This window comes from Herpetosiphon llansteffanensis, from assembly GCF_003205875.1.
GTDB classification, from domain to species: Bacteria; Chloroflexota; Chloroflexia; order Chloroflexales; family Herpetosiphonaceae; genus Herpetosiphon; species Herpetosiphon llansteffanensis.
In genome coordinates, this window is sequence record NZ_PUBZ01000132.1 from 1 (window position 1) to 25,956 (window position 25,956).

23 protein-coding genes are annotated in these 25,956 nt (G+C 52.7%); 12 read left to right on the forward strand and 11 right to left on the reverse strand.

The genetic code is table 11. The annotated features are described in order from the left end of the window. Positions 1–172 precede the first annotated feature (172 nt). The 3 genes from C5S61_RS21375 to C5S61_RS21385 all read right to left on the reverse strand — a co-directional run bounded on the left by C5S61_RS21375 (position 173) and on the right by C5S61_RS21385 (position 3,030). Positions 173–1,387 (reverse strand): aspartate aminotransferase family protein, encoded by a 1,215-nt coding sequence (locus C5S61_RS21375; RefSeq protein WP_110518637.1) that lies wholly within the window; start codon positions 1,385–1,387, stop codon positions 173–175. 309 nt (positions 1,388–1,696) lie between these two features. Next, on the reverse strand, positions 1,697–2,632 hold the full coding sequence (locus C5S61_RS21380; RefSeq protein WP_110518639.1) for a cation diffusion facilitator family transporter: 936 nt from the start codon (positions 2,630–2,632) through the stop codon (positions 1,697–1,699). Continuing rightward, complete coding sequence (locus tag C5S61_RS21385; protein ID WP_054535636.1) at positions 2,629–3,030, reverse strand: ArsR/SmtB family transcription factor; 402 nt, start codon at positions 3,028–3,030, stop codon at positions 2,629–2,631. The genes C5S61_RS21380 and C5S61_RS21385 overlap by 4 nt, the downstream gene beginning before the upstream one ends. A 182-nt stretch (positions 3,031–3,212) precedes the next feature. On the opposite strand from C5S61_RS21385, the gene C5S61_RS21390 reads away from it, so the two are divergent. The 3 genes from C5S61_RS21390 to C5S61_RS21400 are packed head-to-tail and all read left to right on the forward strand — an operon-like array spanning position 3,213 to position 5,387. Further along, complete coding sequence (locus tag C5S61_RS21390) at positions 3,213–3,680, forward strand: GbsR/MarR family transcriptional regulator (RefSeq protein ID WP_110518641.1); 468 nt, start codon at positions 3,213–3,215, stop codon at positions 3,678–3,680. 2 nt (positions 3,681–3,682) lie between these two features. Then, on the forward strand, positions 3,683–4,585 hold the full coding sequence (locus C5S61_RS21395; protein WP_110518643.1) for an ABC transporter ATP-binding protein: 903 nt from the start codon (positions 3,683–3,685) through the stop codon (positions 4,583–4,585). After that, the gene (locus tag C5S61_RS21400) at positions 4,575–5,387 is read left to right on the forward strand and encodes an ABC transporter permease subunit (RefSeq protein ID WP_110518645.1); all 813 of its coding nucleotides are present in this window, start codon (positions 4,575–4,577) and stop codon (positions 5,385–5,387) included. The genes C5S61_RS21395 and C5S61_RS21400 overlap by 11 nt, the downstream gene beginning before the upstream one ends. 57 nt (positions 5,388–5,444) lie before the next feature. Here C5S61_RS21400 and C5S61_RS21405 read toward each other — a convergent pair whose 3' ends face one another. After that, positions 5,445–6,374, reverse strand: coding sequence for a PDDEXK family nuclease (locus C5S61_RS21405; protein ID WP_110518647.1), 930 nt, complete (start codon positions 6,372–6,374; stop codon positions 5,445–5,447). A gap of 67 nt (positions 6,375–6,441) precedes the next feature. Between C5S61_RS21405 and C5S61_RS21410 the strand changes: the two genes are divergently transcribed. Then, entirely contained in the window at positions 6,442–6,630 is a 189-nt protein-coding gene (locus C5S61_RS21410; protein ID WP_110518649.1) for a hypothetical protein, read from the forward strand. 239 nt (positions 6,631–6,869) lie between these two features. Here the strand turns inward: C5S61_RS21410 and C5S61_RS21415 are convergent, their stop codons facing one another. Both C5S61_RS21415 and C5S61_RS26940 read right to left on the reverse strand, forming a co-directional pair. Beyond that, positions 6,870–7,505, reverse strand: coding sequence for an FMN-binding negative transcriptional regulator (locus C5S61_RS21415; RefSeq protein WP_110518651.1), 636 nt, complete (start codon positions 7,503–7,505; stop codon positions 6,870–6,872). A 2-nt stretch (positions 7,506–7,507) separates the two neighbouring features. Continuing rightward, complete coding sequence (locus tag C5S61_RS26940) at positions 7,508–7,900, reverse strand: YybH family protein (protein ID WP_164689707.1); 393 nt, start codon at positions 7,898–7,900, stop codon at positions 7,508–7,510. A 469-nt stretch (positions 7,901–8,369) separates the two neighbouring features. Between C5S61_RS26940 and priA the strand changes: the two genes are divergently transcribed. Beyond that, positions 8,370–10,859 (forward strand): replication restart helicase PriA, encoded by a 2,490-nt coding sequence (priA, locus tag C5S61_RS21425; protein WP_110518655.1) that lies wholly within the window; start codon positions 8,370–8,372, stop codon positions 10,857–10,859. 145 nt (positions 10,860–11,004) lie between these two features. On the opposite strand, the gene C5S61_RS21430 is transcribed toward priA, so the two are convergent. Continuing rightward, a complete protein-coding gene (locus C5S61_RS21430) occupies positions 11,005–12,042 on the reverse strand; it encodes a hypothetical protein (protein WP_110518657.1) in 1,038 nt (345 codons plus the stop codon). Positions 12,043–12,668: 626 nt separating this feature from the next. Here C5S61_RS21430 and pfkA point away from each other — a divergent pair. From pfkA to C5S61_RS21445, 3 genes are all read left to right on the forward strand, one after another. Then, entirely contained in the window at positions 12,669–13,664 is a 996-nt protein-coding gene (gene pfkA / locus C5S61_RS21435) for a 6-phosphofructokinase (RefSeq protein ID WP_054535627.1), read from the forward strand. Between the two features lie 131 nt (positions 13,665–13,795). After that, positions 13,796–14,590 (forward strand): DUF2270 domain-containing protein, encoded by a 795-nt coding sequence (locus tag C5S61_RS21440; RefSeq protein WP_164689708.1) that lies wholly within the window; start codon positions 13,796–13,798, stop codon positions 14,588–14,590. Between the two features lie 23 nt (positions 14,591–14,613). Beyond that, positions 14,614–16,035, forward strand: coding sequence for a dihydroorotase (locus C5S61_RS21445; protein ID WP_110518661.1), 1,422 nt, complete (start codon positions 14,614–14,616; stop codon positions 16,033–16,035). A 182-nt stretch (positions 16,036–16,217) separates the two neighbouring features. Here C5S61_RS21445 and C5S61_RS21450 read toward each other — a convergent pair whose 3' ends face one another. Beyond that, positions 16,218–17,552 carry a glutamine synthetase family protein gene (locus C5S61_RS21450; RefSeq protein WP_054535624.1) on the reverse strand — a complete coding sequence of 445 codons (1,335 nt, stop codon included), beginning with the start codon at positions 17,550–17,552 and terminating at the stop codon, positions 16,218–16,220. Positions 17,553–18,009: 457 nt separating this feature from the next. Between C5S61_RS21450 and polX the strand changes: the two genes are divergently transcribed. The 4 genes from polX to C5S61_RS21470 are packed head-to-tail and all read left to right on the forward strand — an operon-like array spanning position 18,010 to position 22,239. Further along, entirely contained in the window at positions 18,010–19,746 is a 1,737-nt protein-coding gene (gene polX / locus C5S61_RS21455) for a DNA polymerase/3'-5' exonuclease PolX (RefSeq protein WP_110518663.1), read from the forward strand. Positions 19,747–19,762: 16 nt separating this feature from the next. Further along, the gene (locus tag C5S61_RS21460) at positions 19,763–20,176 is read left to right on the forward strand and encodes an HIT family protein (protein ID WP_110518665.1); all 414 of its coding nucleotides are present in this window, start codon (positions 19,763–19,765) and stop codon (positions 20,174–20,176) included. A gap of 10 nt (positions 20,177–20,186) precedes the next feature. Continuing rightward, positions 20,187–21,113 (forward strand): hypothetical protein, encoded by a 927-nt coding sequence (locus C5S61_RS21465; protein WP_110518667.1) that lies wholly within the window; start codon positions 20,187–20,189, stop codon positions 21,111–21,113. Between the two features lie 7 nt (positions 21,114–21,120). After that, on the forward strand, positions 21,121–22,239 hold the full coding sequence (locus tag C5S61_RS21470; RefSeq protein ID WP_110518669.1) for a trans-sulfuration enzyme family protein: 1,119 nt from the start codon (positions 21,121–21,123) through the stop codon (positions 22,237–22,239). On the opposite strand, the gene C5S61_RS21475 is transcribed toward C5S61_RS21470, so the two are convergent. The 3 genes from C5S61_RS21475 to C5S61_RS21485 are packed head-to-tail and all read right to left on the reverse strand — an operon-like array spanning position 22,240 to position 25,783. Beyond that, entirely contained in the window at positions 22,240–23,562 is a 1,323-nt protein-coding gene (locus C5S61_RS21475; protein ID WP_110518671.1) for a glycerate kinase type-2 family protein, read from the reverse strand. Positions 23,563–23,564: 2 nt separating this feature from the next. Further along, a complete protein-coding gene (locus tag C5S61_RS21480) occupies positions 23,565–25,226 on the reverse strand; it encodes a peptide ABC transporter substrate-binding protein (RefSeq protein ID WP_164689709.1) in 1,662 nt (553 codons plus the stop codon). 41 nt (positions 25,227–25,267) lie between these two features. Beyond that, positions 25,268–25,783, reverse strand: a complete 516-nt coding sequence (locus C5S61_RS21485) for a DedA family protein (RefSeq protein WP_164689710.1) — start codon at positions 25,781–25,783, stop codon at positions 25,268–25,270. Positions 25,784–25,956 lie beyond the last annotated feature (173 nt).

The window sequence follows — 25,956 nt, forward strand, 5'->3', positions numbered from 1 at the left end:
CCCCCTCTCCCACTCAATGCGGGCGAGGGGGAGCCAGTTACGTTCCCTCACCCCCCAACCCCCTCTCCCACGAAAATGCGGGCGAGGGGGAGCCATTGTTTTCATCACAAATCACGCCAAAACCACTGTGTTAAAGCCCCTCGCCCGCGCCACGGGTGAGGGCATCTCTGTTTTAACTCACTACTTGGCTAATGGCATCGCCCAAGCGGGTAACTAATTCCTCTGCATCGTTATGGCCAAGCACCAACGGCGGAATAACCCGCACCACATCGTTGCCAGAACCAACCAACAACAAGCCTTGGTCGAAGGCGGCATCGGTAATTTGGGCAGCGGTTGGCCCTTTGAACTCTACGCCCCAAATCAAGCCACGCCCACGCACTGCACTAATCACATCGAAACGTTCGCCCAAATCGCGTAGGCCAGCGCCCAATTCGGCCCCAACCGAACGCACGTGATCAAGCATGGTTGGCTGGGTCAGTTTTTGCAAAACCACATTGGCAACAGCACAAATAAAGGGATTACCGCCAAAGGTCGTGCCATGATCACCATAATTCAACGCTTTGGCGACCCGTTCATTAACTAAAACTGCACCAATTGGCAAACCACCACCAAGCGGCTTGGCGAGCGCCATAATATCGGGAGCCATGCCCAAGGCTTCGTGGGCCCAAACATCGCCAGTGCGGCCCATGCCACATTGAATCTCATCGAAAATCAAGATCGCATCGACCTGATCGCAACGGCGACGCAGGGCTTGGGCAAACTCAGGGCTGATTGGCCGAATGCCGCCCTCGCCTTGAATCGGCTCGATAATCACGGCGGCAACGCTGGCATCAATCGTTGCTTCGAGCGTCGCTTGGTCGCATTCAAGGCTTATAAAACGCACGCTTGGAATCAAGGGATTAAAGGGTGTGCGATAGGCCTCGCGTGAGGTAACCGACAACGCGCCCATCGAACGGCCATGAAACGAATCGTGAAAGGCCACAAAACCAGTTTGTTGCTCAGGCCGTTGATTATGGGTATAGCGGCGGGCAAATTTCAGGCTGGCTTCGATGGCTTCGGTGCCAGAATTACAGAAAAAAGCTTTGCTCGCCCACGGGGTCAGATCGACCAAACGTTGAGCCAATTCGGCAACCGACGCGGTGTAATAGAGATTCGAAGTGTGCAACAAACCAGTTGCTGCCTGCTGAATCGCCGCGACAACCTCTGCATCGCCATAACCCAAGGCATTGACCGCAATTCCAGCGGTGCCATCCAACAAACGCCGTCCATCGGCGGCATGCAACCATGCGCCTTCGCCACCGACTAAAGCGAGTTTGGCTCGTTTGTAGAGCGGCAACAAAAATGTATCACTCTGCGCAATAATCGCTTCTTGTTCGCTTTGTGTCATGGCCTCGGTTCCATCCCTGTTAGCAAAAAATCAATTGGCGTGCATTGTAGCACTTTCTTGAAAGGATGAAGGATGAATTATGAGGGATGAAAAAAAGGATGAGGGATGAATAATTGGCCAATAGCTATAAGCGTTAAGTTCTTCATGAATCGCTACTTTAACGCTGGGATGTAAAGGAATAATAGGCTATAAGTTATTGACTATTTCAAATAATCCTCAATAACCTATAGCCTATTTCATCCTTCATCCCTCATAATTCATAATTTCAAGTGACTATACTTCATCCTTCATCCCTCATAATTCATAATTTCAATGTTGGTGTTGCTCGGTCAGCGTGCAATAGAGTTGCGGCGTGTTGCACGAACATTCAAGTTGCAAGGTGGCATGGCCAATGTTGTAGCTATGGCAAAGCAGCTCATTGATCGTGTTAATTAATTGTGGGCTGCGCTGTGGATCTTGTTGATCGGTCACAACGTGTGCCGAGAGTGCGCGCATGCTGGCAGTGATGCTCCAAATATGCAAATCGTGAATCGCCTGCACCCCAGGAATGGTTTGCAAATCGCTAACAACCTTGTCGACATCAATATCCCGTGGCGTTGCTTCCAACAACACATCAATCGAATCGCGCAGAATTTGCCAAGCATGCCAGATGATAAAGCCTGCAATCAACACCGAAACCAGCGGATCAAGCCAGCGCCAATTGGTAAAGAAGATGATGGCCCCGGCAATCGTTGCGCCAATGGTCGAGAGCACGTCGCCCATCAAGTGCACAAATGCGCTACGCAGATTGAGGTCGTTTTCGCTGCCACGATGCACGAGCCACGCCGTGCCAGCATTGACCAACACCGCCAACAGCGAAACCCCAATCATAATTGGCGCATCAACTTCTAGCGGGTTTTGCAAACGCTCGATTGCTTCCCAGCCAATGCCCAAGGCGATGCCAACCAAGGTCAACGAATTGACGAAGGCTGCTAAAATGCCAGCCCGATGGTAGCCAAAGGTTTTGCGGGCATGCGCCGGACGACGCGTCAGCCACAGCGCAATCCAACTAATGAGCAACGCCAGCACATCACTGGCATTGTGGGCAGCGTCGGTGAGCAGCGCCAAACTATTGGCCCACAAACCAGCTACAATTTCAACCCCAACAAAGCCAAAGGTAATGACTAAGGCCAAAATCAGGCGGCCACCAGCATCGGCAGGCACGCTATGATGGTGATGATGGCCGTGGTCGTGATGTCCGCTCATCGTTCTTCCTCCAACACAGCTAAAATTGGCGCAACCGATGGATCAGGCGTTGAGCCATGGCGAATATGATTCAGACAAACCAACACCAGCACCCGCACATGATCGTCGTCGAGGCTATAAAAAACCAATTTGCCTTCGCGGCGCTGCTTGACCAAGCGCAATTGACGTAGCACGCGCAAATGTTGCGAAACCGCCGACTCTGAATAATTCAGAATCGCCGCCAAATCAGCAGTACACAGCTCCTGCTCAAGCAAACAGCCAACAATTTTAACTCGCGTCGAATCAGCCAAAGCGCGAAAGGTTTCGGCCATCAAAAAATAGCTCTCGTCGTCGTGCAGCATTTGCCGCCCACGCTCGACCATGGCCGGATTAATTCCGTCGTGATTATGGTCATGCATAATCGAGGCCTCATATAAACGATTGCACAATTGCTAAATTATCAAATCGTTTGAGCTTCGTCAAGTAGTTTGCAACCTTTTGTTTTAGACCACGTATCAATTTCAGTAAGTTCAGTCTTGACTGAACTTACTGAACGTGCTAAATTCTGTTTAATCAGTACTGAACAGAATTGAGTAGCGCTATGGATAATGTACAAGCACGTTTGGCGTATGCAGAACGGATTGCCGTTTTTTACGAAAAAGCTGGAGGCATCCCACGTATGGCTGGGCGAATTATGGGCTGGTTGTTGGTTTGCGATCCGCCGCAGCAAAATGCAACTGAGCTTGGGCAGGTATTGAGTGCTAGTAAAGGCTCAATTAGCACCATGACCCGCTGGTTGCTACACATTGGCCTGATCAACAAAACCACAATTCCAGGCGAACGACGCGATTATTTTGAGATTCGCGAAGGAACATGGGCCGATTTGCTGGCCCAACAATTTCAAGCGGTCGGGGCTTTTCGCGAGCTAGCCAACCAAGGCTTGGCCTTATTAAACGATCCTGAGGGCCACGAAGGCGCACGGCTGCGCGAAATGCACGATCTGTATGCTTTTTTTGAGCGTGAATTACCGTTGCTGATTGAAAAATGGCGCAACGAACGAAAGGAATGACCATGACGACGGTTGTTCAAACGACGAACCTAAGCAAAACCTATGGCAAAAATCGCGGCATCGATGACTTAAATTTGCAGGTGTTGCAAGGCGAAGTATTTGGCTATTTGGGGCCAAACGGTGCTGGCAAAACCACAACGATTCGGACAATTTTGGATTTTATTCGTCCTACCAGCGGCAGTGCCCAAATTTTTGGCCTCGATTCGCGACGTGATTCGCTGGCAATTCACCAGAAAATTAGCTATTTGCCTGGCGAATTGGTGATGTATGAAAAAATGACTGGCCGAGAAATGCTGGATTATTTTGCTCAGCTGCGCGGCAATGTCAGCCAACAAGCAATTAAGCAATTGGCCGAGCGCTTAGAATTAGATTTAAAGCGGCCAATTCGTATGTTATCCAAGGGTAATAAGCAAAAAGTTGGTTTGGTGCAAGCATTCATGGGCCAACCAGAGCTGTTAATTCTCGATGAGCCAACCAGCGGGCTTGATCCGTTGGTGCAACAAACCTTTTATCAACTGGTGCTCGAAGCCAAAAACGCTGGGCGCACGGTTTTTCTCTCGTCGCACGTAATGTCGGAAGTTGAGCATATTTGTGATCGCGTCGGGATTATTCGGGCTGGCAAATTATTGGCAATTGATACGGTGAAGGCGCTCAAGGCGCGGGCGCGGCGCACGCTTGATCTTTATTTTGCTCAGCCAGTTGAGCCTGCTGCTTTTGCCCACATTGCGAATATCGACGATTTGCAGGTGCTTGGCAACCATGTGCATTGTGCGGTAACTGGCTCGATTGACCAGTTGATCAAAACCGCAGCCCAATTTGAATTACGCGATTTGGTTAGCCAAGCGACCGATCTGGAAGATATTTTCTTGGCCTACTACAAAGGCGAGGTGAGCGATGTTGCGTAATATTTTCAGCAAAACCATCTACGAACGGCGGCGCTCGCTGCTGTGGTGGGGCTTGGGCATCATTGTGTTGGTTGCGATTCTAATTGGCTTCTATCCAGCGATGAATAACCCTGAAACCAGCGAACAGCTTGCCAAAGCCATGGAAGCCATGCCCAAGGAGATGTTGGCGGCGTTTGGGGTGACTGATGTTGCCAATTTGACCACGCCAGCAGGCTATATTCAAGGCCGCTTATTTGGCTTTATGCTGCCGCTAATCGTTATGATTTTTACGATTGGGCTTGGCTCGCGGTTAATTGCTGGCGAGGAAGAAGCGCGCACGCTTGACCTGATTTTGGCGCATCCAATTCGGCGCTCGACGATTGTTTGGCAAAGTTTTGCGGCTTTGAGCGTGCTTTCGCTGGCGATGGGCCTAATTACTTGGCTCAGTTTGTGGATCGGCGCTGTGCTGTTGGATATGCAGATTGGCGCTGCCGAACTTGGCGCTGCCTCATTCAACATGAGCTTGATGGCGCTGTGTTTTGGGGCCATCGCCTTGCTGATTGGCGCGGCGACTGGCAAGCGAGCCTTGAGCATGGCGGTTGCTACGATTTTGGCCGTGATCGGCTACTTTGTAAATTCGCTGGCCAGCGTAATTGATTGGCTCGAGCCATTGCAAAAACTTTCGCCATTCTATTATGCCGATTACAACCAGCCGCTCAAACATGGCTTTCATTATCTGCCGTTTTTGGTGTTGGGTAGCGTGATTGTGCTCTGTGGTTTTGCTGCGGTCAAACTGTTTGAGCGCCGCGACGTGGCTGTGTAATCTTAAATCCGCCGTTGGATCGGGTTGGGCTGATCCAACGGCGAGCTTTACTGGAAATTAGGGCTGGCAATACACCTCGTTCTGGGTAACACTCTCGACTTTGACGGTTGTTTTGGCCCAAACCACAAACTCGCTCAAGCCAACTTCACTCTGCGGATTGCCCCAATCATAGGTATAGCCGAGGCGTGTCCAAGGGTAGCCATTTTTCGCATCATACGAGAGGCTGCGCTGAAGATTGAACCAATCGCGGCTAAATTCATAATCCTGTTGCGATGGAAATGCGCTGGCCTCAGGCATTTCTAGTTGGGCAATATTATCAGTAATTTCTGGGTCAGGGCTAGGGCGGAAGAGATCTTCGCTGGGAACCCACAGGTGAACAATCCGATTTTTGCCATTATTGGCAGGCAAGCCGAGCAATTGCTCCAAACGTAGGGTTAATGGCACATCAGCGGTCGCGGTATAGGCTTTGCAAAAATTTTGCATTTCGGGCACGACGCTGACCCATGTTTCGCGGGTGGTTGTGGTTTCTTGGCCAACCAGCGCATCATAGCCATTCCACGAAGTCCAGGTTGCAACCAACACCCGACCTGTAGCTTCATCGCGCACAAGGTTGCGATTATTGGCATCAATAATTGTCAGTTGATCGGAAATTTCGCTGGCTTCGGCAATTTCTGCATCGCTGACTGCTGCGCGAAAGCGGCGTTCGAGTTCTGCTTGCTCAGGCGTAAAGGTTGGGCTTGCAGTTGGCTCGCTGGTTATGGTTTTGGGTGGTACGCTGGGTTGGCTGGTTGCGGTGGCGGTTGGCGCGGTTGTGGCAGTTGCTGGCACATCAGTTGGCAGGGTTGTGGCGGTTGCAGTTGGTGGCACAGTCGCGAGGGCAAGCGTGCGATCTTCGGTTGTGCTCGTACCACAGGCGGCTAAAATTGCAGCTGACAAGCCGAGTGCTTGGAATTTTGCCCAGCGGCGCAGCCATACACGTTGAGGCATAGCCATACTCCTTCGTAAAAAGAATTTCAAATTCAATGACCCAAGTGCTATTGAGCGCAGTGGGTCAATGAATCAAGCACGAATTAATCTGCTAAGTAGCCTCAAGCAATGGTCTAACAATCCACAGCAGCTTACATTAATCAGCCTAGCTCAGCGTCACGATGATTGGCGTTGTTTGATCAGCTCAATCATTGCCGATGCCGTGGCGCGGGAGCGGGGCTTTTTGGTTTGGTGGTTTTCGCCGAAATCGTGGTGAAAACGCGCTGCTCCCCCTCGCCCGCGTTCAGTGGGAGCGGGGGTTGGCTTTTGGGGTCGGTGTTAAGATCCCCTCACCCCAACCCCTCTCCCGTGCGCGGGCGAGGGGCTTAAATCCCGTGGTTATTCCCCAATTCCTTGGTGAAAAATGCATGCTCCCCCTCGCCCGCGTTCAGTGGGAGAGGGGGTTGGGGGTGAGGGACCATGGTTGCGAATCCAATGTACCAGTACACAGCATCATTATGATTGGCGTTGTTTGATCAGCTCAATCATTGCCGAGGCCGTGGGTTCGTTGCTGGCCTCTAGACCTGCAATCACACTTTGTTGATTGGCATGAGGCTGATTTTGGCTGACTTTCCATTTGCCCAGCAAGCGCGTGATTGGCATTGCGATGCCAACAATTGCCTTGAGCAAGGCTTCGGTATACTCGTGCGGCGCATCGCCAACCTGCCATTGATGTTCAAATGATGCTTCATTGTGTTTGGTCAGTTGTTCAAGTTGTTGGCGTAGCCATTGTGGATCGTCGATGACCTGCAAATGACCATAGGCATGGGCCACTGCATAATTCCAGGTTGGCACAACCTTGCCAGTTTGGGCTTTGCTGGCATACCAACTGGGCGTGATGTAGCTATCGCTGCCATGGAAAATTGCCAGAATTTCGTGTTGCGAAGAATGTTCCTGCCAGATGCTGTTGGCGCGGGCCACATGGCCGTAGAGCGTACCAAACTCGCCAGCCTGCGGATCGAGATAGAGCGGAATATGGTTGGCGTTGATGCCATGTTGATTGAGGGTAATAATTGTTGCCAAGGGTTGGCGCTGCATTAATTCGTGCAACACTTCGAGGCGTGGCTCGGCAAAATGTTTGGGTAGATACATGGTTATTCCTCTTTTAATGTTTGCAGCATATTAGCATCGCGCAGCAAGAGCCAGCCGTGGGCATGCTTTTGCCACAACGAAAAGCTATCGCCAGTGCGAATAATTGGCGCTTGGCCATTGGGAGGCTGGATTTGGACTCGCAGTTGGTTCCAGCAAGTGGCCCATTTGCCATTGAGCCTAATCTCTTGAATTTCAAACGCAATATTAAGGTTGAATTGGCTTAACCCTGCTGAGGCAGCGGCGAAGGCCTGCTTGCCTCGCATTGGGGCTTGGCCTGCGACCAAAAAAATCACCTCATCATCCAACAATGGCAAGATTTTGCTAACGTCGCCTGCTTCGGTTGCTTCAATCCAAGTCGTTACCAATTGGCGAATCTGTGTTTGCTCGTCGAGCATTGCTTCCTCCTTGATCGCTCCAATTATGCCAATTAATGTCTGTTGATTGTACCGCCTCATGACTGAATTAAGCGCACAAGAGGGGATGTGGCTATTGGCTCTAGGCTCTTGGCTATGGGAATAATTAGTGTATTTCAAACAAAACTCCGCTAGCCCAAAACCTACAGCCATAATCTCTCTGCGCCGCTGCGTTAACGGATTGATCCACGAAGGACACGAAGGACACGAAGCATCGTAACCGCGAAGCGCGCGAAGAGCACGAAGCATGTTTTTTAGCCACAGATTACACAGATTGAATTCCCAATAGCCAAGAGCCTAGAGCCAATAGCCATATTTCTCTGCGCCTCTGCGTTAAATTTCATCCTTCATCCTTCATCCCTCATCCTTCATAATTCATTAAAAATGAGCTAGCAAGGATGTGCTATGATAGATTTGCGCTGTTTTGTGTGAAGGAAGCAAGCCCACTGCTATGTATGCCCACGTTGCTCTGAATGCCTATTTGCCCGATAACCCTGAGGCGATTTTGACCTATGCTGTGCCGCCGCAGCTCCGACCGTTAAGCGTTGGGGCGTTGGTGTGGGTTCCGCTTGGGCCGCGGCGGGTGCAGGGCGTAGTTTTAGAATTTATCACCCAACGGCCCCAAGGCTTTGTGGTGCGCGATATTCTTGAACACGCCGACCCCGAAGCGATTGCCGCACCCGCCCAATTGGCCTTGGCCCAATGGTTTAGCCAAACCCAAGCAGTGCGCTTGTGGGAGGCGGTGCAATTGACCATGCCGCCTGGTGTGAAACAAGAAATTGAGCGCACTTGGCGGCCAACCGAGCAGGGCCAGAAGATCGAGCTTGGCGTGCTCGATGAACGCGAACGAGCGATTTTGTTTCATCTGCGGCGGGTTGGCGAGCAAAGCGAACGTCAGTTGCGCGTTGATTTGCGTGGCTCGGACGCTGATCTGCGCCGCAGTTATACCGAACTCCATGAACGGGGCGTGATTGCGTTGGGCAGCTTGGTTTCGCGGCCAGCGGCCAAACCAAAACGCGAATGGAGCGTGCAACCAACCAGCGCTAGCCCTGCCGAAGCCTTGGCTGAATTGAGCAAAGCGCCGCGCTTGGCCGCAATTTATCAAGCAATTTTGGAGCAAGCGCTTGATGGCGAAATGGTGCTGCTGCCAGAGTTACGTGATGTTGGCGCAACATTAAACCATTTGCGCAGCTTGGCTTTGCGCAATTTGATTCAGCTTGAGCAAGTTGAGGTGCGTCGCGACCCGCTGCTTGGCCGTATTCCACCGTTGGAGTTTCCGCCAGAACTAACGCTTGAGCAAGAACGGGGTTGGCGGCAAATTGTTGAGGCCCAAGATTTGGCGGCGCGAACTGGCAAAGCCAAACCAATCTTGTTGCATGGCGTAACTGGTAGCGGCAAAACCGAGCTGTATCTGCGGGCGATTGGCCGCGCCTTGCGCAATGGCGGACAAGCCTTGGTGCTAGTGCCAGAAATTGCGCTTACCACGCAATTGGTGCGGCGGTTTGCTGCGCGCTTTCCCGAGCAATTGGCGGTGCTGCACTCCGAACTGAGCGTTGGTGAGCGCTACGACGAATGGCGGCGCTTGCGGCGTGGTGCTGCCCAAGTGGCGATTGGCTCACGCTCGGCAGTTTGGTCGCCGTTGGGCAAATTGCAATTAATTATTGTTGATGAAGAACATGAGCATTCGTTTAAGCACGAAGCCACGCCCTACTATCATGCCCGAGATTTGGCGGTGAAGTTGGCCGAATTGGCTGGCGCAGTGTTGATTTTGGGCAGTGCCACACCCGCGTTGGAAAGTGCCTACGCCGTGCAAATCAACAAATACGAAGTGCTGGAATTGCACGAACGGGTTGGGCGCAAAACGGTGGCTGGCGTGACCAAAGCTGATCCAATTCCCATGCCGCCGGTGCACATCGTCGATATGCGCAGCGAGCTGAAGGCTGGAGTGCGCTCGATGTTTAGCCGCCCGTTGCAAAGCGCCATTCAGCGCACGCTCGAAAAACGCGAACAAACTATTTTATTTTTGAATCGGCGCGGCATCGCCTCGTTTGTGATGTGTCGCGATTGTGGCACGACGATTCAATGCCCGCGCTGCGCGGTGGCGTTGGCGGTGCACGGAACCGAGGGCGAGCCGAACGCGCCGCCGACGTTGCGCTGCCATTATTGTGGTCATGTCGATTGGGTTCCGCGCAATTGCCCAAGCTGTTTTAGCACCCGTATTCGTGATTTTGGGGTTGGCACGCAGCGGGTGGTCGAAGAAGTGAAATTGCTTTATCCCGAAGCGCGGGTGATGCGCTGGGATCGTGATGTGACTGGGCGCAAAGGTTCACACGAAGCCTTGCTCAACCAATTTACTCAGCACGAAGCCGATATTTTGGTTGGCACCCAGATGGTTGCCAAGGGCTTCGATTTGCCGTTGGTAACTTTGGTTGGCGTAATTACCGCTGATACGGCCTTGAATTTGCCCGATTTTCGTTCGGGTGAGCGCACGTTTCAGCTGTTGGCTCAAGTGGCGGGGCGAGCTGGGCGGCGGGCTGGTGGCGGGCAGGTCATTATCCAAAGCTATAATCCTGAACATTATGCAATTCAGGCAGCGGCGCAGCACGATTATCGCCAATTTTATCGCGAAGAAATTGCCTTTCGCCGCACAGCCCACTACCCGCCATTTAGCCGCCTGATTCGCTTTATGACCCAATCGCCATCGAGCAAAACCGTCGAGCGGGTTGTGCGCGAATTCGATACCCAACTGCGCGAGGAGCTTGAGCGGCGGCGCATCCGCGATTGGGCGATTATTGGACCGTCGCCTGCCTTTTTGCAAAAAGTGCGTGATTTGTATCGTTGGCATATTTTGGTGCGCCTGCCCGACCCCACCGATTTACTGCACGGCTTGAAAATTCCCGCAGGCTGGACGATCGATGTCGATCCGGTCAGTTTGTTGTGATTGACGCAGGGAATTGGCTATTGGCTGTAGGCTATTGGCTATAGGAGGTGAATTATTGTAATGCTCCAAAATGTTCCGATAGCCAATAGCCCATAGCCTGTAGCCATAATTTCTCTGCGTTAAATTTCTCCCTATGCTCTATGCTCTATGTTCCTTGTTCATCGCTCACTAAAACGGCTTTGCGGCGGGTAAACAGCTTAGCAGCTTGCAGCACGAGCCAAATCAACAACGCCAGCACGGCAACCAAGGCATATTCAATTACTGGAATCCGCACAATTTCATCGATTTTGTTCCAGCCGCGCCACGTATAAATGCCAATTACCAGCGCCAGATAACCGCCGCCAAGCAGCCAGCGCCAAGCTTTGCTCAAGCCCAAGCCATGCATTTGGGTGATGACGAAAATGCCGAAGAAGCCAAAGAAGAACATCGGCCAGAAGCCAGTTGGGCCAGCTTGTACGAAGGCCACCATCGCGCCGTGAAACAGCACCATCACCTCTTGGGTTAACATCCACCAGCGATTAACGTGAATGCGGGTCAGAAAGAGGCTACCTTGGAGCAACAGGAAGAACATATATACAAAACCAACCAAGTGGCCGCTGCTGGTTTCCATTGGGTGATACCAGAAGGTATAAATCGCTGCCCACGAGAAGACATAGCCATGATATTGACGTGCAGCCCGCCCAATTTCCTTGCCAATTGGTGCTCGTTTGCCCATAAACAAGCCGCGTCGGCTATTTTCCATCAACAAAATCCAGACCAACATCACAATCACTGAGCCTTGCGAGCTAAAGATCGAAACATCTTGGGCCAGGCCATCATACCAAAAATGGGTCTGAATAAAGTGCAACACAATAAACAGCGCATTTGCGCCAAGGGCAAACCAATTGATCGCTTGCAAGCCTTTGGTATATTTTTTTACCCGAGTTTGGGCATAGTAAATCGCGGCCCAAATCGTCACTTGATGCAATAAATAGCCGCCCCACGCGGTAACGCGCGACCACAGCGTTGGATTGGGCAATTGCCAATAATACCAACTTGCGCCTTGATCTGGCAGCTTTTCGATGGCGTGCAAGCGCTGGCCAGCCCACCAAATCAGCGCGGTAAAAGCAAAACTAAACACAATACCCAGCCAGAGCGCAGTTTGGGCCGAGCGCGGCTGCGAACGATCAAGCGACGATTGCATACGAAACCCCTTTGATAGAAGGATGAAGGATGAGGGATGAGGGATGAAAAACGAACAGAGAACAGAGAGCATAGAGCATAGGGAGCTAGTTTTAATGCAGAGATGCAAAGAAACATGGCTTTTGGCTTGAGGCTATCGGAGTATTTTTATGAATTCCATGATAATACGTTCTATAGCCCATAGCCTGTAGCCTATAGCCTCAGCCTTCGTGCTCTTTGTGTCCTTCGTGGTTAAGAATTTCATCCTTCATAATTCATCCTTCATCCCTACGAAAACGCTTGCTATTTGGATTGAACAATGCCATGATACCCTTGAAATCAATTAGCACCGAAATAGTCGCTTCTTGGTATAATGGGGCGCACCAAGGCCGAGGCACATATGCGAAAATCGTCAACCAATCGGCTACTCCTGTGGGTAGCAATCGCAATTGTTTTGTGGGTTGTAATCCGGCGAACTTCAATCGTCATTGTCGTTCCAGTAAGTGGGCTAGGTTTTCTGGGGTTTCTGGTGGCGAGTGTGATCTTGGTCTGGTGGATTTTACGAAAAGTGTTTTGAACTGCATGGCAAGGCTGCCATCGACGGCAATGTCGCCGCTTCAAGCATAATAACTTCAATGAGGTTTGATCATGCATCGCATTGCCGTTTTAACCAGTGGTGGCGACTCCCCAGGAATGAATCCCGCAATCCGTGCTGTGACGCGGACTGCGCTCCATGCAGGCTGTGAAGTGTTTGGCGTGTATCGAGGCTATGCTGGCCTAATTCAAAATGATATGCGCCGACTTGAATATAAAGATGTAGGCGGGATTATTCAACGTGGCGGCACGATGCTGCTCACCGCTCGCTCGCCCGAATTTATGACTCCCGCAGGCCGCGAAAAAGCAATTGAGAATTTACGCTGGCATGGCATTGAAGGCTTGGTGGTGATCGGCGGCGATGGTTCGTTGCGCGGGGCCGCTGCCCTGACCGCCGAACATGGCTTGCCAACCATCTGCTTGCCTGGCACGATCGATAACGATATGTATGGCACCGATATGAGCATCGGCGCAGATACGGCGCTGAACACGGTGCTGGAAGCGATCGATAAAATTAAAGATACAGCTTCGTCGCACCAACGGGCCTTTATTATCGAAACCATGGGTCGTCACTCTGGCTATTTGGCCTTGATGGGCGGCTTGGCTGGCGGCGCTGAGGCCATCTTAATTCCCGAAATTCCCGATACAACGATTGAAGATGTGGTGGAAGTGATCAAGCGTTCGTTTCGCAAAGGCAAAACCAACTGCGTGATCGTTGCTGCTGAAGGCGCGCATTTGAACGCCCAAACCATCCAAGACCAAATTAACCAGATCGATGCTGAGGAAAGCGGCTTTAGCTTTAGCTTCCGCACGCGGGCCACAATTTTGGGCCATATTCAGCGCGGCGGTTCGCCATCGGCCTTTGATCGCACCTTGGCGACGCGGCTTGGTTCGGGCGCGGTCGAGTTTTTGCTATCTGGCAAGAATGGCGGTTTGGTCGGCGTGCAATCACGCAAATTAACCGTCACGCCCTACGATGAAGTGCTGGCTAATCCCAAAGTGCTTGATGCCAAGCTCTACGAACTTTCAAAAATTCTTGATCGTTATTAGAAGAACAAAGAGCATAGAACATAGAACATAGCGATCAGAGGACTCATTATTGATCCGCCGAGCAAAAAGAGCATAGCCGAACGTTGTTCTATGCTCTTTGTTCTATGTTCTTATGCAAAAAGGTACTGGCTATGCAACGCCCAACCTTTATTCCGCCCAGCCCGACGGAGCCGCCAACCATGCGTGGCCCACGGGTTACCACAGCCGCACCAATGCCCCGTGCGCCGCTGCCGATTACCCGACCACTCACGCCGAATGAATTTAACACCGCCTTGGTCCACTTGTATCGTGGCGAATTGACCCGCGCCAATACCTGGCGGGTGCGGCTCGATGGCACGACCAACTGGGCAGTGCTGACAACAGGGGCTACGCTTTCGTTTGCCTTCAGCAGCGCCAGCAATACCCCAGTGATGATTCTGCTCAATTCGCTGTTGATTATGTTTTTTCTGTTTATCGAGGCGCGGCGTTATCGCTTTTACGATTTGTGGCGCACGCGGGTGCGGGTGATGGAAACCGAGTTCTTCGCCGATATGCTTGCGCCTGACCCAGATAGCGATACCAGCGGGCCGCATTGGCGCGAACTGTTGGCCCAAGATTTAATGGAGCCGCACTTTAACATTAGCGTCATCGAAGCCATGAGTCGGCGCTTGCGGCGCAATTATGTTTGGATTTTTGCCCTCTTGGCCTTGAGTTGGGTTACCAAAGTTGGCATTCATCCCACAATTGCCCAATCGTTTACTGAGGTGTATGATCGGGCGGCAGTCGGGCCGTTGCCAAGTTGGTTTATGCTGTTGTTTGGGCTAGCCTTCAATGGTGGCTTGGTCTGGCTTGGCTGGCTAGGCGAAAAATCGCAAGAATCTAGTGGCGAAATTCTGAGTCGCAACGAGGCCCGCGATAAAATGGGCAGCGGTACGCCAAACGAATAAGCGCCCAATCAGTGGAGTTCTACATGTCACGGATTGTGATCAAAAACGGCTGTATCATCGATCCAGCCCGCAAAACTGCGACCGTCGGGGATTTGGTGCTGGAAAATAATCGGGTGCGCGAGGTCATCGAGTTGGCCATGGCTCCCGATTCGTATGGCGATGATGTTGAGTTTATCGATGCGTCTGGCTGTTTTGTGACCCCTGGCTTTATCGATATTCACACCCACTTGCGCGAACCTGGCTTCGAGGGCAAAGAAACGATTGCCACCGGTATGGATGCGGCGGTGCGTGGTGGTTACACAACGATTTGCCCAATGCCCAACACCAATCCTGCGCTGGATTCTGCTCCGCTGATTCGCCAACAGTTTGATATTGCAGCCCGCCATGGGCCAATTCATGTGCTGCCAATCGGCGCGGTAACGCTTGGCCGCGAGGGCAAAGTGCTGGCACCACTGATCGAATTGGCCGAAGCTGGCGCACATGGCTTTAGCGATGATGGCTCGCCGGTTTGGGATGCTCACATCATGCGCCAAGCGCTGCTGTATAGCAAAATGACTGGCCGCCCTGTGATGAACCATTGCGAAGATTTGAGCATTGTACGCGGCGCGCCGATGAACGAGGGCGCGGTTGCAACGCGCTTAGGCTTGAGTGGTTGGCCAGCTGCTGGCGAAGAGGTGATGATTGCCCGCGATATTGCCTTGGCCGAGGAAACAGGCGGACGCTTGCATATCTGTCACGTCAGCACCGCTGGCGGCGTGGAATTGATTCGGGCTGCCAAGGCGCGCGGCGTGCGCGTAACCGCCGAAGTTACCCCGCATCACCTAACCATGACCGATCGCTGGGTGCTGGGCAATATGGAGCCATGGGATGGCAAAGGCCCCTACGATCCTTCGCACTTAGCGCCCTACGACACGCGCACCAGAGTTAGCCCACCGTTGCGTGCCAGCGAAGACGTTGCTGCCTTGATTGCAGGCTTGCGCGATGGCACAATCGATGCCGTCGCAACCGACCATGCCCCGCATACTCACGTCGATAAAGAATGCGAATATGGCTTTGCCGCTCCAGGCTTTACTGGCTTGGAATTAGCCTTGCCCATGGTGCTGACCTTGGTGCAAACCATGCAGATCGATATTGTCGAATTGATTGCACGCATGACGATTGGGCCTGCGGCAATTATCGATGTGCTGCCAATTTCGTTGGGGCCAGACGATCCTGCAACGCTGACGATTTTTGATCCTGCGGCACTTTGGACGGTTACGCCAGAATCGTTGGCTTCAAAGGGCAAAAATAGCCCCTTGATAGGCCAAGAAATGCGTGGACAAGTGATGTTGACGATGTTTGAAGGCCAAATCGTCTTTCGGCGCGAGCAATTTGGCGAGGCCAGCCGCCGCGAACATGGCGGAGCCGTCGGCAAACTCAGCGGCGTATTTGACGAAGAAGAGTGACCCAAGAACATAGAACAGAGAGCATAGAACATAGAGGATTCAGGTTTGAAACCGCGAAGAGCGCGAAGATCACAAAGGTTATTTTTGGAATGCTATTGCATTTGAATGCAATTTAGGCATCTAACAAATTCAACATTCGCGTTCTTCGCGCTCTTCGCGGTTAATATCCGCCCCCGCAACATCTAATAAATCGGCAGGTAGCGGTCAAGTTCCCATTGCGAGACGTGGCGGCGGTAGGCATCCCACTCCTGGGTTTTGGCCTCGATATAGCGCTCGTAAATGTGCTCGCCCAAGGCTTCTTGAATCACGCTATCGCGCTTTAATTCTTCCAAGGCTTCGCCTAGCGAGACGGGCAAAGTCTTCAAGCCTCGCGCTATTGGGTCAACGTGATACAAATCTTCTTCTGCTGAGGGTGGTGGCATGAGTTTGCGTTTAATCCCATCTAAGCCTGCTGCCAACATCACCGAGAAGGCCAAATAGGGGTTGGCCGATGGATCGGGGCAGCGCAATTCGATGCGGGTTGCTTGGTTCGAGCGGCCTGCGCTGATGCGTGGAATGCGCACGAGAGCCGAGCGATTGGTTCGGCCCCAGCTCACATAAATTGGCGCTTCGTAGCCAGGTACCAGCCGCTTGTACGAGTTGACCAACGGCGCAAGCACAGCGGTCATGCCCAAGGCGTGGTCGAGCAAGCCAGCAGTAAAATGCTGCGCCAACAACGATAAATTGTTGGTTTCGTGATCATGGAACTCGTTGCGGCCCGTTACGATTGATGACAAACTCTGGTGCACGTGCATGCCCGACCCGTTGATCCCAGCGATTGGCTTAGGCATAAAGGTGGCATGCAGGCCATTCAATTGGGCAATTGCCTTCAATACTGTGCGAAACGTCACCGTATGATCGGCCATGGTCAAAGCATCGCCATACTCGAAATCAATTTCATGCTGGCCAATTGCCACCTCGTGATGGCTGGCCTCAACTTTAATCCCAAAGGTTTGCAACGACGCAACCATCTGGCGGCGAATGTGGGTTGCATAATCGGTTGAAACATCAAAATAGCCAGCAGCATCGTGCGGAATTGGCACCAGCTCGCCGTTTGGCCCAGGCTTAAACAAGAAAAACTCTAATTCTGGCCCAGTGTTGTAGATAAAGCCCAATTCTGCTGCTTGGGCTAAGGTGCGTTTGAGCACATGGCGCGGGTCGCCAGCAAATGGTTGGTCATCGGGGGTAAACACATCACAAATAAAACGCGCCGTAATATAATCGCCGGTGCTTTCCCACGGAATCACCGCGTAGGTGTTGAGGTCGGGCACCAAATACATATCGCTTTCGGCAATGCGGGCAAAGCCTTCGATCGACGAACCATCGAACCAAACGCCGTGGTCGAGGGCTTGGTGAATTTGCGAAACAGGAATCGTCACATTTTTAATAATCCCAACAATGTCAGTAAATTGGAGATTAATAAACTGGACTCGTTGTTCAGCAATTTTTTCTAAAATTTCTTCTTTTGTGACTGGCATAGCCTGAATGCTCCTTCACTGACACCTAGCCACTGTGCATGATAGCCCAGTTGAGTTTGTTCATTATAGGGCAAAATTGCCAAAAATTCTTATTGCGCGATTGGGCAACCTGCCCGAAATGGTGTGGCGCATTCCCTCACCCCAACCCCTCTCCCGTGCGCGGGCGAGGGGCGTTCATTCCGTGGTTTTTTGCGGAATTCGTGGTGAAAGCCCAAGGCTCCCCCTCGCCCGCGTTCAGTGGGAGAGGGGGCTGGGGGGTGAGGGAATGCGCCATGCCACCATCAATTGTTAAAAACCTACCCTTGAAAGGAGGGGGCTGGGGAGTGAGGGAACGATATACAGCCGACCAATCGCTCAAAACCTACGTCTCAGCCTCAGGTGACCATGCTATAATCAAACAACGATTTGACACCTACTCTTGCTCTTTTTCTTTTTTCAGCGTGAGCACAGCCGAACTATGCTTAGCAACCAAGCAATTGCCCAAGTTTTTGCCGATATTGCCGATGCGTTGGAAGTGATCGGCGAAAATCGTTTTCGTTTGGCGGCCTATCGCCGCGCCAGCGATACGCTTGCCGCCCAAACCACCAGCCTTGCCAGCCTGCGGGAACAAGGCTCGTTAACCAGCCTGCCGAATATTGGCGAGGCCAGCGCCGCAATCATTGGCGAATTGCTCGATCATGGCCATTCTGCCTTGGCCGATCAGCTCTTGGAGAAAGTGCCGCCTGGCTTGTTGCAGATTTTGCGCGTGCCCGAAATTGGCCCCAAAACCGCTGCCCGCCTCTTCCGCGATGAAGGTATTCATGATCTTGAGGCCTTGTTCGCGGCGGCCCAAGATGGGCGTTTGGCCAAAATCAAGGGCTTTGGGTCCAAAAGCGCGGCCAAGGTGCTGAGTGCGCTCGAAGCACTGCAAAACCAAGTGCTGCGCTTACGCTTGGTCGATGCCTTGCCAGTCGCTGAAGAATTGAGCACTGCTTTGGCTGAATTGCCGAGCGTTAGCACCGCCCAAGTCGTTGGCTCAACGCGGCGCTATCAAGCGAGCGTTGGCGATTTGAATTTTGTAGTGGCGACGCTTGATGCTGCTGCAACCTATGCCGCGATTGGTGAATTGGCCCAAGTTGCCCAAGCCACACCCAGCGCCCACGGCATTCAACTCTTGCTCCACAACGGCATGAATGCATGGGTTGTGGCAGTCGAGCCAAAACAATGGGGCAGTGCCTTGGTCTATTGGACTGGCTCGGCGAACCATGTAGCCGACCTGAATCAGCTGGCTGAGGTACAGAATTGGCAACTTGATCCAAGTAATTTGCCAGATTTTGCCGATGAAGCCGCACTCTATCACGCGTTGGGTTTGGATTGGATTACGCCTGAATTGCGTGAAGGTTGGGGCGAAATTGCCCTTGCTCAAGCCAAGCAATTGCCAACGCTGCTCGAACAAACGGCGATTATCAGCGATTTGCATTGGCATACAACTTGGAGTGATGGCGGCGCGAGCCTGCGTGAAATGGTGTTGGCGGGCATTGCCAAGGGCTATCGCTATATGGCGGTCGCTGATCATAGCGCCTACTTGGGCGTAACTGGCGGGCTTGATGGCGAGCGCTTGCTGGCACAACGAGCCGAAATCGATCAACTAAACCAGCAATTGACTGCTGAAGGCCATAATGTTCGTTTATTGCAAAGCTGCGAAGTCGATATTTTGCCTGATGGCAGTTTGGCCTTGCCCGATGAGGTGCTTGCCAAATTAGATTTAGTGGTGGCCTCGCCACATGTAGCGTTGCGCCAAGCCCGCGCCGAATCGACAGCCCGCATGCTGCGCGCAATCAACAATCCCTTTGTGACGATTATTGGCCATCCAACTGGCCGAATTTTGAATGGTCGCGCTGGAGCCGATTATGATATGGCGCAAATTATTGCAGCGGCAGCAGCCACGGGCACGGTATTGGAGGTTAATGCAGGCCCAGAGCGGCTTGATCTCGATGCGGTGCATGTGCGGGCGGCGTTGGCAGCAGGCTGTAACATCAGCATTAATACCGATGCCCACGCCACGGCTGGCTTCAACAATCTTTTTTATGGAGTTGTAACCGCCCGCCGTGGCGGGGTTAGCAACCAGCAAGTCATCAACACCTGGGATGTTGAGGCAGTGCTCGCGTTGCGCCAACAAAAATTAGCGAAACTAGGAATCAAGAACGAAGCATAGTTTGGAGGCTGATTGGATGGATGACATATTTAGCAAGATTGTGCGCGGCGAGTTGCCCTGCCATAAAATCGCCGAAGATGAGCAAACCCTGGCCTTTTTAGATATTAATCCTGCCTCGCAAGGCCATAGCTTGGTTATTCCCAAGCGCTTTGGCACCGATATTTTCGATACTGCGCCCGAAGATGTGGCAGCCGTGGCGCGAATGGTGCAAACTGTGGCTAGATTATTGTTGCAAACGCTCAATCCTGCTGGCATCAATGTGTTGCAAAATTCGCGTCCAGCCTCTGGACAAGAAGTATTTTACTATCATGTCCATGTGATTCCACGCTGGGAAGGCGATGGGATTGTGAAATTATGGCGGCCAAACCTAACCGATCACGCAGCATTTGCCGATTTAGCCGAGCGTTTGCGGGCTAAACACCAAGCATGAGGAACTGCCCATGAGCGACCGCACTCCCCCAACCGATGTACTGGAATTTGAGAACGATCTTGAGCCAGATCCCGAACCGGAAGAGGTGCCTTCTGCGATTATTCAAGAGGACGAGGCGGTTGCTCCCCAAGGCATGACCGCCCAAGCCTTGGGCTTTGGGGTGGCAATTATCTTGATTATTTTCTTGGTTTTATTGCTGGCAAGCGGCAATAACATCAACCTTTTTAATCTTTTTGGCGGCAATAATAACGCCCAACCAACTTTGCAACCCTTGCTCAACAGCGTGCAATTACAATCCAATCGTTCGTTGGATAATGAAGCTGCGGCGCTCGAAGGCCAACGTTTTTATGGCGTTGATGGATTAAATTCCTTGCCAAGTTATGCTGCTGAGATCGACCCGCTCTTTTTGCCATATTGGGTTAAAAACGGGGGCGAGCCAATTTTTGGGCGGCCAATTAGTGGCTTGCTTGAAGAGAATGGCCGTCAGTTCCAATGGTTTGAGCGCACGCGGCTTGAATGGTGGCCAGAGCATCAAGGCACCAAATACGAGGTGCAGCCTGGGCGAGTTGGGGTTGAATTTACCAAAAATCGCGATTTTCCCAACCAGCAATTTTTCGCCAATCGACCTGGCTTGCGCTATAGCGAAGCGACGCAGCAAGGTTTGCGCGGCTTGTTCCTCGAATTTTGGGAAGGTAATGGCGGCATCGATTTGCTTGGCTGGCCCATTAGCGAGGAATTGCAAGAGGTGCTGCCCGAAGACCGCACGGTGCACACAGTGCAATATTTCGAGCGTGGGCGGCTTGAGTTACACCCCAACGATCCCAATCAAACGGTCAAAATTGGCTTATTAGGTCGTGCACTCTACTTCCAAGATAGCGAGCCAAACTATATCGAGCCGGTTGCACCTACCGCCGTTCCCGTCATTCCTTTGCGCTGAGAACATTATGAAACCTGAAACTCTGTTAATTCATGCTGGTCGTAGCGTTGATGCTGCGACCAGTGCTGTAACGCCGCCAATTCATCTGGCCAGCACCTTTGAGCGCGCGGCTGATGGCAGTTTGCCGCATGGTTTTTTGTACACCCGTTTTGGCAACCCTACGCGCCAAGCCTTGGAGCAAGCTTTGGCAGCGCTCGAAGGTGGCGTTGAAGCAGCGGCCTTTGCCTCTGGCTCGGCAGCTACAGCGGCGGTATTGCAAAGTTTAGCTCCTGGTCAGCGTTTATTGTTGCCACGCGATTGCTACAACGGCACTGCCAACTTGGCGCGTCAAGTCTTCGGCCATCTTGATACCCAATTTGTCGATATGACCGACTTGGCGGCGGTGCAAGCAGCGATGCAGCCAGCCCCAGCTTTGGTTTGGCTCGAAACGCCATCCAACCCAAGCTTGCGGCTTACCGATTTGGTAGCGGTCAGTGAGTTGGCCCACGCTGCTGGAGCCGTGGTGGTTTGCGATAATACGTGGGCCACGCCACTTGGCCAGCGGCCCTTCGATTTAGGCGTGGATTTGGTGTTGCATTCGACCACCAAATATCTTGGCGGCCATAGTGATGTGCTAGGCGGGGCATTAATTAGCAAAGTCGCCACGCCATGGTGGCAAAAAATTAAGCAAATTCATGTGCTGGCCGGAGCCGTGCCCTCGCCATTTGAGTGTTGGCTGATTTTGCGCGGCATGCAAAGCTTGGCCTATCGGTTGCAAGGCCATTGTGCTAATGCCTTGGCCGTGGCCGAATGGTTGGCGCAGCATCCCAAGGTACAGGTGGTGCATTATCCAGGCTTGAAGAGCCATCCCCAATTTGAATTAGCTCAACGCCAAATGCTCTTGATGGGCGGCATGGTCTCGTTCGAGGTGGTTGGCGGGGCTGCTGAAGCGCTTGCGGTGGCGGCGCAAGTGCAATTATGGACGCGCGCGACCAGCCTTGGCGGCCCCGAAAGCTTAATCGAACATCGCGCCACACTCGAAGGCCCCGATTCGCCAACCTCGCCAGCCTTGTTGCGGCTCTCGGTGGGATTGGAACACCGCGATGATTTGATTGCCGATTTGGCTCAGGCCTTGGCGGTTTTGTAGCTACCAGACCAAACCAATAACCAGATCGTTGACGTTGGTCAGGGTTGGGCCAATTTCGATCGCGCTGCCCAGTGCTTGCCAAAAGCCATAGCTATCGTGGTTGACCAAAAAAGCGTGTGGCTCAAGCCCCAATCTGCGAGCTTGGGCGATGCTTTGACCATTGGCAATCGCTCCCGCTGCTGGGCTTGAGCCATCGCCGCCATCGGTTGCCAAGGCGATAAGTTGGCAATTTGGGCAGCCAGCGAGTGCTAATGCTGCTGCAAGCGCTAATTCGGCGTTGCGCCCGCCGCGTGAATGTGGCTGAATGCCCGCCAAATTAACCGTGGTTTCGCCGCCAGCAAGGTAGAGCGTTGGTTGGTGGGCCACTGCGGCTAGTTGGCGCAAGCGTTGGCCCAAGCCAGCCCCAACCTCTTGGGCTTCGCCAAGAATCGGCTGTTGCTCGTGAATAACCTGCCAGCCTTGCGCTTGAGCAAATTGCTTGACCGCCGCTTGAGCCGTTTCGTTGCGGGCAATAATCGAGGTTTGGACGTTCGGCCACCATGGCTCGCTGCCATTGGGATGAACTGGAACCAACCTGCGCATGCCAGCATGCAAATAGTCGCGAATGCGCGCCATATGGTTTTGCAATTGATAGTGTTCAAGCATAGCCCACGCCTCAGCAAAACTGCCGGAATCGGGCACGCTCAGGCCTGAGGCAATAATGCTCAATGGCGAGCCAACCACATCGGAAATAACTAAGCTCAATACGCTGGCAGGTTGAGCCAAGGCCGCAAATTGCCCGCCCTTCAAGCGATCGCAATGCTTGCGCAACACATTAATCTGCTCGATTGGCGCGCCGCAAGCGAGCAACAGCTGGGTTAGCTGTTGTAAATCGGCTAGGCTGATGTTGCCTGCTGGTGCTGGCAAAAGCGCCGACGCACCGCCCGAAATCAGCGCCAGCACCAGATCATCTGCTTGGGCTTGCTTGAGCAAACGTTCGACCTGGTGCGCCGCATTCAGCCCCCGTTGATCAGGCGTTGGGTGGCTGGCTTCAATCAGTTCGATATGATTAAGCGCAATTGCGCCGCGATGAGCATCTTTCACCACCACCAAACCAGCAGCGATGCGATCGCCAAGCAATTGCTCCACGGCGGCGGCCATTGGCGCACCAGCCTTGCCAGCGCCAAGCACGATGATTCGGCCTGTGCCAGCCCACTGCCAATCGTCACAGCGTAGCTGCGTGCCATCCCAATCCAAGGCCTTTAAAACGGCCTGTCGTGGCTCGACCGCAGCAAGCGCGCAGGCGATCAATTGGTTGCTGAATTGGGAGATTGCTGCATCCATTATTATTGCTCAAGATACCAATGCTGCACGTTGTAGAGCCAATTGGCGGTGTTTAGACGAATTTCGCCTTGGGTCGAACGCACATTTTTGGCCAAAGCCACGGGCATGCGATCGGCCCACAGAAAGACATATGGATATTCGCTTTGAATGATGGCGTTGGTTTGTTGATAGAGTTCGCGGCGGCGCTCAGTATCGTAGATTGCGCGCGCAGCAGTCGATAAATTATCAAAGTTGGCGTTGCGGAACCCGCCATAGTTGCGCAAGCCTGGCCGTCCGTCGGCAACGCCTTGATAAATTTGGCTCGAATGAAACAATGAAAAATTATCAGGATCATAGGCGGTGTACGATGGCGCACCGCCAACCCGACTATTGCCCCAACTCATCAAGGCCAGATCAAAATCGAAGGGCGTAACTAATTTCGAGCGAATGACGCTCTCGAAATCTGCTGGCGTAACCACCAGATTAAAGCCAATTGGGCTAGCGGCAGCAGCAATCCGTTCAGCAACCTCAATGCGGCGTTGATCGTCGCCGCGCACATACAACGTCATCGAAAGCGTGATGCCATTCGAGGCCCGAATTGTTGCGCCTTCTGGCAGCACCCAACCTGCTTGGTCGAGCAATTCGCGGGCTTTATCGAGGTTGCGGCTGGGCAATTCGCCAGTTGGCGCAACCCACGTGCCAGGCAAATGATCGCTCAAAATGCCTTGCGCCGCAGGGCCAGCTGTTTCGACAATTGTGTTGAGATCAAGGCTTAATGCCAAGGCTTGGCGCACTCGCATGTCGTTAAAAATGCGACCTTCGCGCATATTGAAGGCCAAATAATAAAAGCCGTTTTCAGCATAATGGCCAGCGTTGACTGCCGAACCCAAGCCCTGACTTTGCTCCCACGGCAATTCCGCCGCCAACAAATCGCCGTCGCGCACAGCCTCGCGGGCAACTTGGGCATCGGGCGCAACCACAAACGCCACCCGATCGAGATAGGGCACGCCATCGACAGCTTGATTATTGCGAATTAGGCTAATTGCCGAGCCTGCTGTGCGTTCCTCGAAGATAAACGGGCCACTGCCAACTGGCTGGGTCAAAAGATTAAGCTGATCAAGCTCAACTGGGCTTAATTGGCCAAACAGGTGCTTGGGCAAAATCGGCATGCTCAAGGCCGAGAGCAACGGCGCATAGGGTTCGCGCAACGAGAGCACTAGGGTTGTGGCATCGGGAGCAGTTACGTTGCTCACCAAGCCCTGAATATCGGCCAGCAATGGCGTAGTTGGGCTAATGCTTTGCATTGCGCTAATCGTCCAAGCTGCATCGGCGGCAGTTAATGGCGTGTCGTCGTGCCATCGAATATCGCTGCGCAAAGTCATGGTCAGCGTTTGGCCGATGCTATCGCTTTGCCAACTGCTGGCAACATCTGGCTGCGGAGCCAAATCTTGATCGAGCTTGGTTAGGCCACGATAGAGCAAACCAAGCATTTGCGCCTCGACGTGGGTCGTTGGCTTCCATGGATGCAAAGCGCTTATATCTTGCGCCGTGCGAATCGTGAGCGTGCCACCTTGGGGAATCTGAATTGGTGGCGTGGTTGGCTCGCTCGTTGGGGCTGGTGTGGAGCCGAGGCTACATGCTGTGAGCAAAACAGCCAATAATCCTAGGGTCAATAGTCTCTTCATAGCAGCGTAGTACTCCACAAGAGCGCCGGAACGCCCACAAATTAACTTAATAGCCCGATTGCATAGCCCAAACCCATATAGGTTATGACCCATGCGACTAAGCCACAGCCCATGCCAAGCGCAAAGCGTGGCCATGGCATGCCCAGCGCACCGGGAATGATGGTTGTGCCTAAGCGAAAGGTTGGCAGCACCCGAATCATAATTAGCCCAAGCACTGCTTTGCGCTCAAGCCAACCAACAATCCGATCACGGCGGCGTTGCGATAAGCCGATTTTTGGGCCAATTCGATTGAGCAAGGGCAAGCCGCCGCGTCGCCCAATCCAAAACATGGTTACTGCGCCCGGCACTAAGGCCAAAATTGCCAGCGCCATGAGCAAAATCGGAATCTCGTTTTGGCGACCAAGCAAATAGCCACCAGCAACAAGCACAACATTGCCTGGAATCGGCAGCGGTGCGCCAAATTCGCTTAATAACAAATAGCTCAAGGTGAGCCAATACACATTGGCCTCAAGCTGCGTAACCGCACTATTAAATGCCTGAACGATCGAATCCCACATGCCGTTTCTCCACCTCGATAACTGGTAATCTATCATACACTGATTTGGCTGGCTCGAAGATCACTGTTTGATCCACAAAGCGCACGAAGAGCACGAAGAAATGAGGCTATAGGCATAGGTGTACTGGTACATTGGATTGGCAATCATGTCCCCTCACCCCCCAACCCCCGCTC